The 12,223-nt window shown below is 61.8% G+C and carries 9 protein-coding genes; 8 read left to right on the forward strand and 1 reads right to left on the reverse strand.

Going from position 1 to position 12,223, the window contains the following annotated elements:
- Positions 1 to 202: 202 nt before the first annotated feature.
- The 4 genes from ACP92_RS06885 to greA all read left to right on the forward strand — a co-directional run bounded on the left by ACP92_RS06885 (position 203) and on the right by greA (position 6,177).
- Positions 203 to 610: a GlcG/HbpS family heme-binding protein gene (locus tag ACP92_RS06885; protein WP_013233398.1), complete on the forward strand. Its 408-nt coding sequence runs from the start codon at positions 203 to 205 to the stop codon at positions 608 to 610.
- A gap of 298 nt (positions 611 to 908) precedes the next feature.
- Entirely contained in the window at positions 909 to 2,072 is a 1,164-nt protein-coding gene (gene carA, locus ACP92_RS06890) for a glutamine-hydrolyzing carbamoyl-phosphate synthase small subunit (protein WP_013233399.1), read from the forward strand.
- Positions 2,065 to 5,298, forward strand: a complete 3,234-nt coding sequence (gene carB, locus ACP92_RS06895; protein WP_013233400.1) for a carbamoyl-phosphate synthase large subunit — start codon at positions 2,065 to 2,067, stop codon at positions 5,296 to 5,298. The genes carA and carB overlap by 8 nt, the downstream gene beginning before the upstream one ends.
- 402 nt (positions 5,299 to 5,700) lie before the next feature.
- Entirely contained in the window at positions 5,701 to 6,177 is a 477-nt protein-coding gene (greA, locus tag ACP92_RS06900; RefSeq protein WP_013233401.1) for a transcription elongation factor GreA, read from the forward strand.
- 174 nt (positions 6,178 to 6,351) lie between these two features.
- On the opposite strand, the gene yhbY is transcribed toward greA, so the two are convergent.
- Positions 6,352 to 6,810, reverse strand: coding sequence for a ribosome assembly RNA-binding protein YhbY (gene yhbY / locus ACP92_RS06905; RefSeq protein WP_013233402.1), 459 nt, complete (start codon positions 6,808 to 6,810; stop codon positions 6,352 to 6,354).
- A 76-nt stretch (positions 6,811 to 6,886) separates the two neighbouring features.
- Between yhbY and ACP92_RS06910 the strand changes: the two genes are divergently transcribed.
- The 4 genes from ACP92_RS06910 (at position 6,887) to glmM (ending at position 12,223) form a co-directional block, all read left to right on the forward strand.
- A complete protein-coding gene (locus tag ACP92_RS06910) occupies positions 6,887 to 7,534 on the forward strand; it encodes an RlmE family RNA methyltransferase (protein WP_013233403.1) in 648 nt (215 codons plus the stop codon).
- A gap of 335 nt (positions 7,535 to 7,869) precedes the next feature.
- Positions 7,870 to 9,759 carry an ATP-dependent zinc metalloprotease FtsH gene (gene ftsH, locus ACP92_RS06915; RefSeq protein ID WP_013233404.1) on the forward strand — a complete coding sequence of 630 codons (1,890 nt, stop codon included), beginning with the start codon at positions 7,870 to 7,872 and terminating at the stop codon, positions 9,757 to 9,759.
- Between the two features lie 164 nt (positions 9,760 to 9,923).
- A complete protein-coding gene (gene folP, locus ACP92_RS06920) occupies positions 9,924 to 10,772 on the forward strand; it encodes a dihydropteroate synthase (RefSeq protein ID WP_013233405.1) in 849 nt (282 codons plus the stop codon).
- A gap of 116 nt (positions 10,773 to 10,888) precedes the next feature.
- On the forward strand, positions 10,889 to 12,223 hold the full coding sequence (gene glmM / locus ACP92_RS06925; protein ID WP_013233406.1) for a phosphoglucosamine mutase: 1,335 nt from the start codon (positions 10,889 to 10,891) through the stop codon (positions 12,221 to 12,223).

A 12,223-nucleotide genomic window follows, 5' to 3' on the forward strand; every position in this document is an offset into this window, starting at 1 on the left:
GCAAAATTTTTTTTGGCTAAATTATTTGCGCTATTTGCACTACTTCCGGGATCAGCCTGTCGCGAGCTGGGGAGGGGCTTCTTCCTGGTGCTTTAAATGGTGCATTAAAAACTCTCACCGACGAGTTTGTCCTGGCGGGGTGTCAAAAAAGCGATCTGGCCGTACAATCAGCGTTCGATTTTTTATGCCTACCGGAGCAAACATGCAAACCAAACCGTTTCTGACGCTGGACGACGTGAAGAAGATCGCCGCCGGCGCCGAAGCCGAAGCCCGTGCCAACAACTGGAATGTGGTCATTTCCGTGGTCGACGATGGCGGCCACCTGCTGTGGCTGCAACGCATGGACGGCGCTGCTCCGATCTCCTCGCAGATCGCCCCGGCCAAGGCCCGCACCGCTGCGCTGGGTCGCCGTGAAAGCAAGATCTATGAAGACATGATCAACAACGGCCGTGTCTCCTTCCTCAGCGCCCCCGGCCTGGATGGCCTGCTCGAAGGCGGCGTGCCTGTCGTGGTCGACGGCCACTACGTGGGCGCCGTGGGCGTCTCGGGCGTGAAGTCCTCGGAAGACGTGCAGATCGCCAAGGCCGGTATCGCTGCCCTGGGCCTGTAATCTCCTCTTCGACGCCGGTGGGCTTGCCTGCCGGCGTTCCCGCGTTTTTGCAGCCATTTCGGTGCTTCTTGCGGTAACTTTCGGCGATCTACGATTTGCCGGAGGGACGCTCTTGCGCTATAATTGAGCGGTTTAGCCAATTTTATCCGCCGTAGCGCATACCCATTCCTCTTCCTCGTTCCTAACAGGCCCAGCCACGCTCCCGTACCGAATGAGTCGGAGTGTTCGCGCCGGTCGGTTGGCGCGCAAAGGTCTACCGGTCATCCAGCCGCGGCGGTAACAATCTCAGGAGTTACCCTTGCTGCCTCTTCTTTCCGGTCCCGCGATTCCGGCCGTCCTCGCGCTCGCAGACGGGTCTGTCTTCCAAGGTTTTTCCATCGGCGCCGCAGGCAACACCACCGGTGAGGTCGTGTTCAATACCGCGATGACCGGCTACCAGGAAATCCTGACCGACCCCAGCTACAGCCGCCAGATCGTCACCCTCACTTATCCGCACATCGGCAACACGGGCGTGAACCGTGAAGACGTCGAAGCTTCGCAGATCCACGCTGCCGGCCTGATCATCAAGGACCTGCCGCGCCTGCTGTCGAACTTCCGCAGCCAGCAATCCCTGTCGGATTACCTGAAGGAAGGCAACATCGTCTCCATCGCCGGCATCGATACCCGCAAGCTGACCCGCATCCTGCGCGAGAAGGGCGCGCAGAACGGCGCCATCGTGGCCGGTGAGGCGGACATCGCCGCGGCCACCGCCAAGGCACTGGAACTGGCGCGCGCCTTCCCGGGCCTGGCCGGCATGGACCTGGCCAAGGTGGTCTCCACCCAGAAGGCCTACAACTGGACCGAGACCGAATGGCGCCTGGGTCGCGGCTATGGTCAGCAGATCACCCCGAAATTCCACGTGGTCGCCTTCGACTACGGCGTCAAGTACAACATCCTGCGTATGCTGGCCGAGCGCGGCTGCAAGGTCACCGTGCTGCCGGCGCAAGCCACCGCTGCCGAGGCGCTGGCCCTGAATCCGGACGGCATCTTCCTCTCCAACGGTCCTGGCGATCCGGAACCTTGTGATTACGCCATCGCCGCTTCCAAGGAACTGATCGAGCGCGGCATCCCGACCTTCGGCATCTGCCTGGGTCACCAGATCATGGCCCTGGCCTCGGGCGCCAAGACCCTGAAGATGAAGTTCGGCCACCACGGCGCCAACCACCCGGTGCAAGACCTGGATAGCAAGCAGGTGATGATCACCTCGCAGAACCACGGTTTCGCCGTGGATCAGGCGACCCTCCCGGCCAACTGCCGCGTGACCCATGTCTCGCTCTTCGACGGTTCGCTGCAAGGCTTCGAGCGCACCGACAAACCTGCTTTCTGCTTCCAGGGCCACCCCGAAGCATCCCCTGGACCGCATGACATCGCTCCCCTGTTCGACAAGTTCGTGGCGATGATGGAGAAGAAACAAAATGCCTAAGCGTACTGACATCAAAAGCATCCTGATCATTGGCGCTGGCCCGATCATCATCGGCCAGGCCTGCGAATTCGACTATTCCGGCGCCCAGGCCTGCAAGGCCCTGCGTGAAGAAGGTTTCAAGGTCATCCTGGTCAACAGCAACCCGGCCACCATCATGACCGACCCGGAAATGGCCGACGCCACCTACATCGAGCCGATCACCTGGCAAGCGGTGGAACGCATCATCGCCAAGGAAAAGCCGGACGCCATCCTGCCGACCATGGGCGGCCAGACCGCGCTGAACTGCGCACTGGACCTGCATCGCCACGGCGTGCTAGAGAAGTACAAGGTCGAACTGATCGGCGCCACCCCGGAAGCCATCGACAAGGCCGAGGACCGCTCCAAGTTCAAGGAAGCGATGACCAAGATCGGCCTGGGTTCGGCCCGCTCCGGCGTGTCGCACACGATGGAAGAATCGTGGGCGGTGCAGAAGACCATCGGCTTCCCGGTCATCATCCGTCCGTCCTTCACCATGGGCGGCACCGGCGGTGGCATCGCCTACAACGCCGAGGAATTCGAGACCATCTGCAAGCGCGGCCTGGAGGCTTCGCCGACGTCCGAACTGCTGATCGAGGAGTCGCTGATCGGCTGGAAGGAATACGAAATGGAAGTGGTCCGCGACAAGGCGGACAACTGCATCATCGTCTGCTCCATCGAAAACCTGGACCCGATGGGCGTGCACACCGGCGACTCCATCACGGTGGCGCCCGCACAGACGCTGACCGACAAGGAATACCAGATCATGCGTAACGCCTCGCTGGCGGTGCTGCGTGAAATCGGTGTGGATACCGGCGGCTCCAACGTGCAGTTCTCGGTCAACCCGGCCGATGGTCGCATGATCGTCATCGAAATGAACCCGCGCGTCTCGCGTTCCTCGGCGCTGGCCTCCAAGGCCACCGGCTTCCCGATCGCCAAGATCGCCGCCAAGCTGGCCGTGGGCTTCACGCTCGATGAACTGCGCAATGAGATCACCGGCGGTGCCACCCCGGCGTCCTTCGAGCCGTCCATCGACTACGTCGTGACCAAGATCCCGCGCTTCACCTTCGAGAAATTCCCGCAGGCGGACAAGCACCTGACCACCCAGATGAAGTCCGTGGGTGAGGTGATGGCCATCGGCCGTACCTTCCAGGAATCCTTCCAGAAAGCCCTGCGTGGCCTGGAAGTGGGCGTGGACGGCATGAACGAAAAGACCACCGACCGCGAACTGATCGAGAAGGAACTGGGCGAACCCGGTCCGGACCGCATCTGGTACGTGGGCGATGCCTTTGCCCAAGGCTTCTCGTTGGAAGAAGTGCACGGCCTGACGCACATCGACCCGTGGTTCCTGTCGCAGATCAAGGAGATCGTCGACATCGAACTGTGGCTGGAAAAGGATGTGGCGCTGGAGTCGCTGGACAAGGCCACCCTGTTCCAGCTGAAGCAGAAGGGTTTCTCGGATCGCCGCCTGGCCAAGCTGTTGAAGACCACTGACACCGCCGTGCGCGAGCAGCGCAAGAAGCTGGGCGTGCGTCCGGTCTTCAAGCGCGTCGATACCTGTGCGGGCGAGTTCTCGACCGATACCGCCTACATGTATTCGACCTATGACGAAGAGTGCGAATCCAACCCGACCGACAAGAAGAAGATCATGGTGCTGGGCGGTGGTCCGAACCGTATCGGCCAGGGCATCGAGTTCGACTACTGCTGCGTGCATGCGGCGCTGGCCATGCGTGACGATGGCTACGAAACCATCATGGTCAACTGCAACCCGGAAACCGTCTCGACCGACTACGACACCTCCGACCGCCTGTACTTCGAACCGGTGACGCTGGAAGACGTGCTGGAAATCGTCGACAAGGAAAAGCCGGTCGGCGTGATCGTCCAGTACGGCGGCCAGACCCCGCTGAAGCTGGCGCTGGACCTGGAAGCCAATGGCGTGCCCATCGTCGGCACGTCGCCCGACATGATCGACGCCGCCGAAGACCGCGAGCGTTTCCAGAAGCTGCTGCAGGACCTGGGCCTGCGCCAGCCGCCCAACCGTACCGCCCGTACCGAAGCCGACGCGCTGCAACTGGCGCAGGAAATCGGTTATCCGCTGGTGGTGCGCCCGTCCTATGTGCTGGGTGGCCGCGCCATGGAAATCGTCCACGAGCAGCGTGACCTGGAGCGTTACATGCGCGAAGCCGTCAAGGTCTCGCATGATTCGCCGGTGTTGCTGGACCGCTTCCTGAACGATGCCATCGAAGTGGACGTGGATTGCCTCTCCGACGGAGAGCGCACCTTCATCGGCGGCGTGATGGAACACATCGAACAAGCCGGCGTGCACTCGGGCGACTCGGCCTGCTCGCTGCCGCCGTATTCGCTGTCCAAGGACACCATCGAAGAACTGAAGCGCCAGACCGCACTGATGGCCAAGGGCCTGAACGTGGTCGGCCTGATGAACGTGCAGTTCGCCATCCAGCAAAGCGAAGTCGATGGCAAGACTGTCGATACCGTCTTCGTGCTGGAAGTGAACCCGCGCGCCTCGCGTACCGTGCCCTTCGTCTCCAAGGCCACCGGCCTGCAACTGGCCAAGATCGCAGCGCGCTGCATGGTCGGCCAGTCGCTGGACAGCCAGGGCATCAAGAACGAAGTGGTGCCGCCTTACTACAGCGTCAAGGAAGCCGTATTCCCGTTCGTGAAGTTCCCGGGTGTGGATACCATCCTCGGCCCCGAGATGAAGTCCACCGGCGAAGTCATGGGGGTGGGCAAGACCTTCGGCGAAGCCTTCGTGAAGTCGCAGATGGGCGCCGGCGTGAAGCTGCCGAAGTCGGGCAAGGTCTTCCTGTCGGTGAAGAACAGCGACAAGCCGCGTGCCGTGCAAGTGGCGCGCGACCTGGTGGCGCTGGGCTTCTCGATCGTCGCGACCAAAGGTACGGCTGCCGCCATCAGCGCTGCCGGCATCCCGGTGGCCACCGTCAACAAGGTGGTGGAAGGCCGTCCGCACATCGTGGACATGGTCAAGAACAACGAGATCGCCCTGGTGGTCAACACCGTGGAAGAAAAGCGCAACGCCATTGCCGACTCCGGAGCCATCCGTACCTCGGCCCTGGCCGCCCGCGTGACCACCTTCACCACCATCGCCGGTGCTGAAGCGGCAGTGGAAGGTATGCGCCATCTGGAGTCCTTGGACGTCTACGATTTACAAGGCCTGCATAAAGCTATACACTAAACCCACAACACGTTACTTTGTCGGCTGTATCTGACGCCGGCAAGCGCAGAGGGCATCTGAGCAATCGATGCCCTCTCTGACTTTTGGACGACACCCTGCGGCCACAACATGTTCAATGTTGCAGGGCAGATCCGTCCGGGGACGCTAAGGACATGACGCCACCGTGCCGCCGTTACAACGGCACCCGCTTGGCGTCATGTCCTTAGCGGCTCTGAGTCAGGAGCGCGTGTTGTTGAAGAGCTGACGGAATCCTGCAGCAACGGTCCGCCTACCAGCCAGAATGTTCCCGCAAAGACGATGCTTGTCCGCCAGGTTGGCGGCGACGCTGTCCTTTTGCGTGTTCGCTGGCCTGCGGACCTTGGATGCGTCCTCCGTGTAACCCTAACCTTGAGCAAGAGACTTATGAGCACAGTTCCCCTTACCAAGCGTGGCGCCGAACTTCTGAAGGAAGAATTGCACCGTTTGAAAACCAAAGACCGTCCGGAAGTCATCAATGCGATCGCCGAAGCGCGCGCGCAGGGCGATTTGTCGGAAAACGCCGAATATGAGTCGGCCAAGGAGCGCCAGGCCTTCATCGAAGGCCGCATCGCTGACCTGGAAGGCAAGCTGGGCGCGGCCCAGATCGTCGATCCGGCCGAACTGAACGCCGAAGGCCGCGTGGTCTTCGCCTCCACCGTGGACCTGGAAAACCTGGACAGCGGCGAGAAGGTGACCTACCAGATCGTCGGCCTGGACGAAGCCGACATCAAGGAATCCAAGGTCTCCGTGACCTCGCCCATCGCCCGCGCCCTGATCGGCAAGAGCGCTGGCGACGTGGTGGCGGTGGAAGCCCCGTCGGGTCTGAAGGAATACGAGATCCTGGAAGTGCGCTACGTCTGACGTAGCATCGGCGGCCTGCCTGCCCTCAAGGCGGGGCAGGCTGCCGCAGCGATCCCTCCGGCAAGGAGGTGATCAGGCTGCAAACTCCGACGAGCCGGAAATGAAAATGCCCGCATCAGCGGGCATTCTGTTTTTTGGGCCGCAGCACGCTGCCGCCCGTTGGGCGAACCTCAATCAGCCGAGCGACTTCTTGGTGCTGCGCTGGCGCGGCTTGGCCTTCTTGACCAGGCCACCGGCGGTGATGCGCTCGTTGCCCTTGAGCATGACCTTGCTCACCGAGGGACGCTTGGTGGCATGCGACTTGACGATGGTCACTTCGCGCAGGCCGCCCTTGGCGCCGGCAGCGGCTTTCTTGCCCTCGTCCTTCTGCGGGCGATACAGCACCAGCAGCTTGCCGATGTGTTGCACCGGAGCAGCCTTGAGCTCGGCGCAGATGGTTTCGTAGATCGCGATGCGGGCTTCGCGGTCGTCGCCGAAGACGCGTACCTTGATCAGGCCGTGGGCGTTCAGGCTCTTGTCGATTTCCTTCATCACGGATTCGGACAGGCCGCTTTCGCCAACCATCACGACGGGGTTCAAGCCATGGGCCTGGGCGCGCAGTTCGCTGCGCTCGGCGGGAGTCAATGTCAACATGGGAGTGCAGGGTCGGGACGGTGTCTCGGCGGCGCCAAGTTGTCCCTCAATGAGATAAAACCAGTATTCTACGCGAATGGCAAAGAACAAACTGAACAAAAACTGGTTACACGACCATATCAACGACCCTTATGTGAAGCTTGCGCAGAAGGAGGGCTATCGTGCGCGCGCCGCCTACAAACTCAAGGAAATCGACGAGGAAGAACGCCTCATCAAGCCCGGCCAGGTGATCGTCGATCTCGGCTGCACCCCCGGCAGCTGGTGCCAGTACGTGCGCAACAAGCTGGCCGGCGCCGAGGGCGGAGGCATCCACGGCACCATCATCGGCCTGGACATCCTGCCAATGGACCCGATTGCCGACGTCCACTATATTCAAGGCGACTTCCGCGAGGACGAGCCGGTGCGCCAGCTGGAAGCCGTGCTGGACGGGCGCAAGGCCGACCTGGTGCTGTCCGACATGGCGCCCAACCTGTCTGGCGTGGCCATTGCCGACGCCGCCCGGGTGGAGTACCTGATCGACCTGGCCATCGATTTTGCCCAGCTGCACATGAAACCTGGCGGCTCCTTGCTGGTCAAGTGTTTCAACGGGACTGGCTACAACGAGCTGGTGCATAAATTCCGGGCCGAATTCAAGACCGTGATGTCAAAAAAGCCCAAGGCCAGTCGCGATAAGTCGTCGGAAATCTTTCTACTAGGGAAAATCCTGAAAAATCCTCGCAGCTAAATCGGTTAAAGTTGATGCGAAACAGCGTCAGAAGCTCGGTTTGAGCGCAAAATCTGCCAGATTTCTCTTCAGATGCTGCGTTTTCCCGACTTGTTTTGCCTGATTTCAGCCTCATATCGATTTTCAGGAATCGTCTGATTGCCTCTACCGGCTGTCCAGGACTGCTGATGGCGAAATGACAAGCCTGCCTCCAGAGGTGGCTCGCGCGATGTTGCGTTGCGTGAGCGCACGCCGGGAGCAGGGCGGACGGCGGTTTTCTGTGTAAGGGTGTTTGAATCCGGGTAAAATCGGAGCATACAAAGGCAACGTGGCGCCCAGGCGTCGGAGGAGTTCCAGTGAACAATATGTTTTCCAAGGCTGCCATCTGGGTAGTCATCGCGCTCGTGCTGTTTATGGTGTTCAAGCAGTTCGACAGCCGCAGCATGGCGACCAACGCCAAGGCGATCGCGTATTCCGACTTCATCTCCGAGGTCAAGGCAGGCCATATCAAGGATGCGACCATCGAGGATCGCACCATCGTGGCCACCACCCAGGATGGCACCAAGGTCAAGACCGCAGCGACCTATCTGGACCGCGGCCTGGTCGGCGACCTGCTCAACAATGGCGTCAAGTTCGACGTCAAGCAGCCGGAAGAGCAGTCCTTCCTCTCGCAAGTCTTCATTTCGTGGTTCCCGATGCTGTTGTTGATCGGCGTCTGGATCTTCTTCATGCGCCAGATGCAGGGTGGCGGCAAGGGCGGGGCGTTCTCCTTTGGCAAGTCCAAGGCGCGCATGCTCGATGAAAACAGCAATTCCGTCACCTTCGCTGACGTCGCCGGCTGCGACGAAGCCAAGGAAGAAGTGCAGGAGCTGGTCGAGTTCCTGCGCGACCCCACCAAGTTCCAGAAGCTGGGCGGCCGCATTCCCCACGGCGTGCTGATGGTCGGCCCCCCGGGTACCGGTAAGACCCTGCTGGCGCGCGCCATCGCTGGCGAAGCCAAGGTGCCGTTCTTCACCATTTCCGGTTCGGACTTCGTGGAAATGTTCGTCGGCGTGGGCGCTTCCCGTGTCCGCGATATGTTCGAGAACGCCAAGAAGCACGCTCCCTGCATCATCTTCATCGACGAAATCGACGCCGTCGGCCGCCATCGTGGCGCCGGCATGGGCGGCGGCAATGACGAACGCGAACAGACCCTGAACCAGATGCTGGTGGAGATGGACGGCTTCGAAGCCAACTCCGGCGTCATCGTGATCGCCGCCACCAACCGCGCCGACGTGCTGGACAAGGCGCTGCTGCGTCCGGGTCGCTTCGACCGCCAGGTGATGGTCGGCCTGCCCGACATCCGTGGCCGCGAACAGATCCTGTACGTCCACATGCGCAAGGTGCCCATCGCGCCTGACGTCAAGGCCGACATCCTGGCCCGTGGCACCCCGGGCTTCTCCGGCGCCGACCTGGCCAACCTGGTCAACGAAGCCGCCCTGTTCGCCGCCCGCCGCAACAAGCGCCTGGTCGAGATGCAGGACTTCGAGGACGCCAAGGACAAGATCGTCATGGGTCCGGAACGCAAGTCGGCCGTGATGCGCGAGGAAGAACGCCGCAACACCGCCTACCACGAGTCCGGCCACGCTGTCGTCGCCAAGCTGCTGCCCAAGGCCGACCCGGTCCACAAGGTCACCATCATGCCGCGTGGCTACGCCCTGGGCCTGACCTGGCAACTGCCGGAACATGACCGCGTGAACATGTACAAGGACAAGATGCTGGAAGAGATCTCTATCCTCTTCGGTGGCCGTATCGCTGAAGAAATCTTCATGCACCAGATGTCCACCGGCGCTTCCAACGACTTCGAGCGCGCCACCAAGCTGGCCCGCGCCATGGTCACCCGCTACGGTATGTCGGTTACCCTCGGCACCATGGTGTATGAAGATTCGGAGCAGGACGCCTACTTTGGCCGCATGTCCTCCAAGACCGTCTCCGAAGCCACGCAGCAAAAGGTGGACGCTGAAATCCGCAGCATCCTGGACGAGCAATACGCCCTGGCCCGTCGCCTGCTGGAAGAGCATCGCGACAAGGTCGACGTGATGGCCAAGGCCCTGCTGGAATGGGAAACCCTGGACGCCGACCAGGTCAACGACATCATGAACGGCGACGAACCGCGTCCGCCGCGCAATGGCGTGCCGGCCAAGAAGTCGCCTTCGGACAACAACCGTTCCGGCGATGTCTCGCCCAACGCCACGGCCCCGGCCTGATGACGATGGCAGACGTACTGTAGCAAGGAAGGTGAGGAGCGATCCTCACCTTTTTTCTTTTTTGGCTCTGATCAAAAAGACAAGATGAGGCGGTGTATCATGCATCGCCTGGCGTCCTGCCAAGGACGCGCAGCAAAAGTTTTCCGCACCACCACACAAGCAAGATGACGCAAGCATTCCTCAAATGCGGCAGGTTCCGCCTGTCGGTACAGCAAGGCCGTCGCCCCCTGGTGATGGGCATCCTCAATGTCACGCCGGACTCCTTTTCGGATGGCGGCCGTCACCAACGCCTGGACATGGCCCTGACCCATGCCGAGCAGATGATCGCCGATGGCGTGGACATCATCGATATCGGCGGCGAATCGACCCGCCCCGGCATCGCTCCGCTGTCGCTGGAAGAGGAGCTGGAACGCGTGCTACCGGTGATCTACGCCCTGCGCGACTGTGGCAAACCGCTCTCGCTGGATACCTACAAGCCCGCCGTCATGCGGGAAGCGCTGCTGGCCGAGGTGGACATGATCAATGACATCAACGGTTTTCGCGCAGAAGGCGCCATCGAGGCGGTCAGGGACAGCGAAGCCGGGCTCTGCGTGATGCACATGCAGGGCCAGCCGCAGACCATGCAGCAGGCGCCGCAGTACCATGACGTGGTCGGTGAGGTCGAGGCTTTCCTGCAACGACAGGTGGACCTGATGCGCCAGGCCGGTATTGCCCGCGAGCGTATTTGTATTGATCCCGGTTTTGGCTTTGGCAAGACTGTGGAGCATAATCTCGCCTTGCTGAAGAATACCCGTCGCCTGATCCGGCAACTGGGTTTGCCGTTGTTGGCGGGAATGTCGCGCAAATCGATGATCGGCGCGGTGACCGGCAAGCCGCTGGAGCGGCGCATGGCCGGCAGCATCGGCGCGGCGCTGGTGGCCGCCCAGCAGGGCGCGATGATCATCCGGGTGCATGACGTGGCCGAGACGGTCGATGCCCTCACCATGTGGCAGGCCGGACGGGAAGACGCCTGAGCGAGCCAGCAGGCAAGAGCATTTAGGGATGATGCGGTCGCAGGGGCCGCTTCATGGGAGAAGGACCGTGGGGGACACAGGTCCGCCAGACAAAAGGAAAAAGGAAAAGGACAGACATGGCAGCAAAGTATTTCGGCACCGATGGCGTGCGTGGCCGCGTGGGTGTGGCGCCCATCACTCCGGATTTCGTCATGCGCCTGGGCTATGCCGCGGGCAAGGTGCTGGCCAAGGCCAAGGATGGCATGACCCGCCCCACGGTCCTGATCGGCAAGGACACCCGTATCTCCGGCTACATGCTGGAAGCCGCGCTGGAAGCCGGTTTTGCCGCTGCCGGCGTGGACGTCTGGCTGGCCGGTCCGCTGCCTACGCCGGCCGTGGCCTATCTGACGCGCGCGCTGCGCCTCTCGGCGGGCGTGGTGATTTCGGCGTCGCACAATCCCTACCACGACAATGGCATCAAGTTCTTCTCGGCCAGCGGCAACAAGCTGCCGGACTCGGTCGAGGCCGATATCGAGGCCGCGCTTGAACAGCCCATGGATTGCGTGCCCTCCGAGAAGCTGGGCAAGGCCCGCCGCCTGTCGGACGCGCCCGGCCGCTACATCGAATTCTGCAAGAGCACCTTCCCCAACGCCATGAACCTGCGTGGCATGCGCCTGGTGGTCGATTGCGCCCATGGCGCCGCCTACAACATCGCCCCGCACGTGTTCCACGAGCTGGGCGCCGAGGTCATCACCATCGGCAACCAGCCGGATGGCCTGAACATCAATGAAGACTGTGGCGCCACAGCACCCAAGACCTTGGTGGCCTCGGTGCGTGAATACCGCGCTGACCTGGGCATTGCCCTCGATGGTGATGCCGACCGGCTCATCATGGTCGATGGCGAAGGCCGTATCTACAACGGCGACGAGCTGCTGTACCTGATGGTCAAGGATCGCCTGGCCACAGGCCCGGTGCATGGCGCAGTCGGCACACTGATGACCAACATGGCGCTGGAAGTGGCCTTCAAGAAGATGGGTGTGCCCTTCGAGCGCGCCAAGGTGGGCGACCGCTATGTGCTGGAAGTCCTGCAGGAAAAGGGCTGGGTGCTGGGCGGCGAAGGCTCCGGCCACCTGCTCGCGCTGGACAAGCACACCACCGGCGACGGCATCGTCTCGGCCTTGCAGGTGCTGTCGGCCTTGAAGCGCAGCGGCAAGACCTTGGCCGAGCTGACGTCCGATATTTCCATGTATCCTCAGTCGCTGGTCAATGTGAAGATTCCCGCTGGCTACGACTGGAAATCCAATACCGCGCTGCAAGCCGAGAAGGCTGCCGTGGAAGAGGAACTGGGCGAACGCGGCCGCGTATTGTTGCGCCCCTCCGGCACCGAGCCGCTGATCCGCGTGATGGTGGAAGCACAGCAGGCCGACCTGGCGCGCAGCATGGCGCAGCGCATTGCGGCCAAGGTGCTTTGA

Source organism: Herbaspirillum seropedicae (assembly GCF_001040945.1).
In the GTDB taxonomy this organism is placed as follows: domain Bacteria; phylum Pseudomonadota; class Gammaproteobacteria; order Burkholderiales; family Burkholderiaceae_D; genus Herbaspirillum; species Herbaspirillum seropedicae.

What these genes read in the sequence shown, in the direction of transcription:
- ACP92_RS06885 (WP_013233398.1), top strand. Translation starts at nt 203, where the DNA reads ATGCAAACCAAACCGTTTCTGACGCTGGACGACGTGAAGAAGATCGCC.
- carB (WP_013233400.1), top strand. Translation starts at nt 2,065, where the DNA reads ATGCCTAAGCGTACTGACATCAAAAGCATCCTGATCATTGGCGCTGGC.
- greA (WP_013233401.1), top strand. Translation starts at nt 5,701, where the DNA reads ATGAGCACAGTTCCCCTTACCAAGCGTGGCGCCGAACTTCTGAAGGAA.
- yhbY (WP_013233402.1), bottom strand. Translation starts at nt 6,810, where the DNA reads ATGTTGACATTGACTCCCGCCGAGCGCAGCGAACTGCGCGCCCAGGCC.
- ACP92_RS06910 (WP_013233403.1), top strand. Translation starts at nt 6,887, where the DNA reads ATGGCAAAGAACAAACTGAACAAAAACTGGTTACACGACCATATCAAC.
- folP (WP_013233405.1), top strand. Translation starts at nt 9,924, where the DNA reads ATGACGCAAGCATTCCTCAAATGCGGCAGGTTCCGCCTGTCGGTACAG.
- glmM (WP_013233406.1), top strand. Translation starts at nt 10,889, where the DNA reads ATGGCAGCAAAGTATTTCGGCACCGATGGCGTGCGTGGCCGCGTGGGT.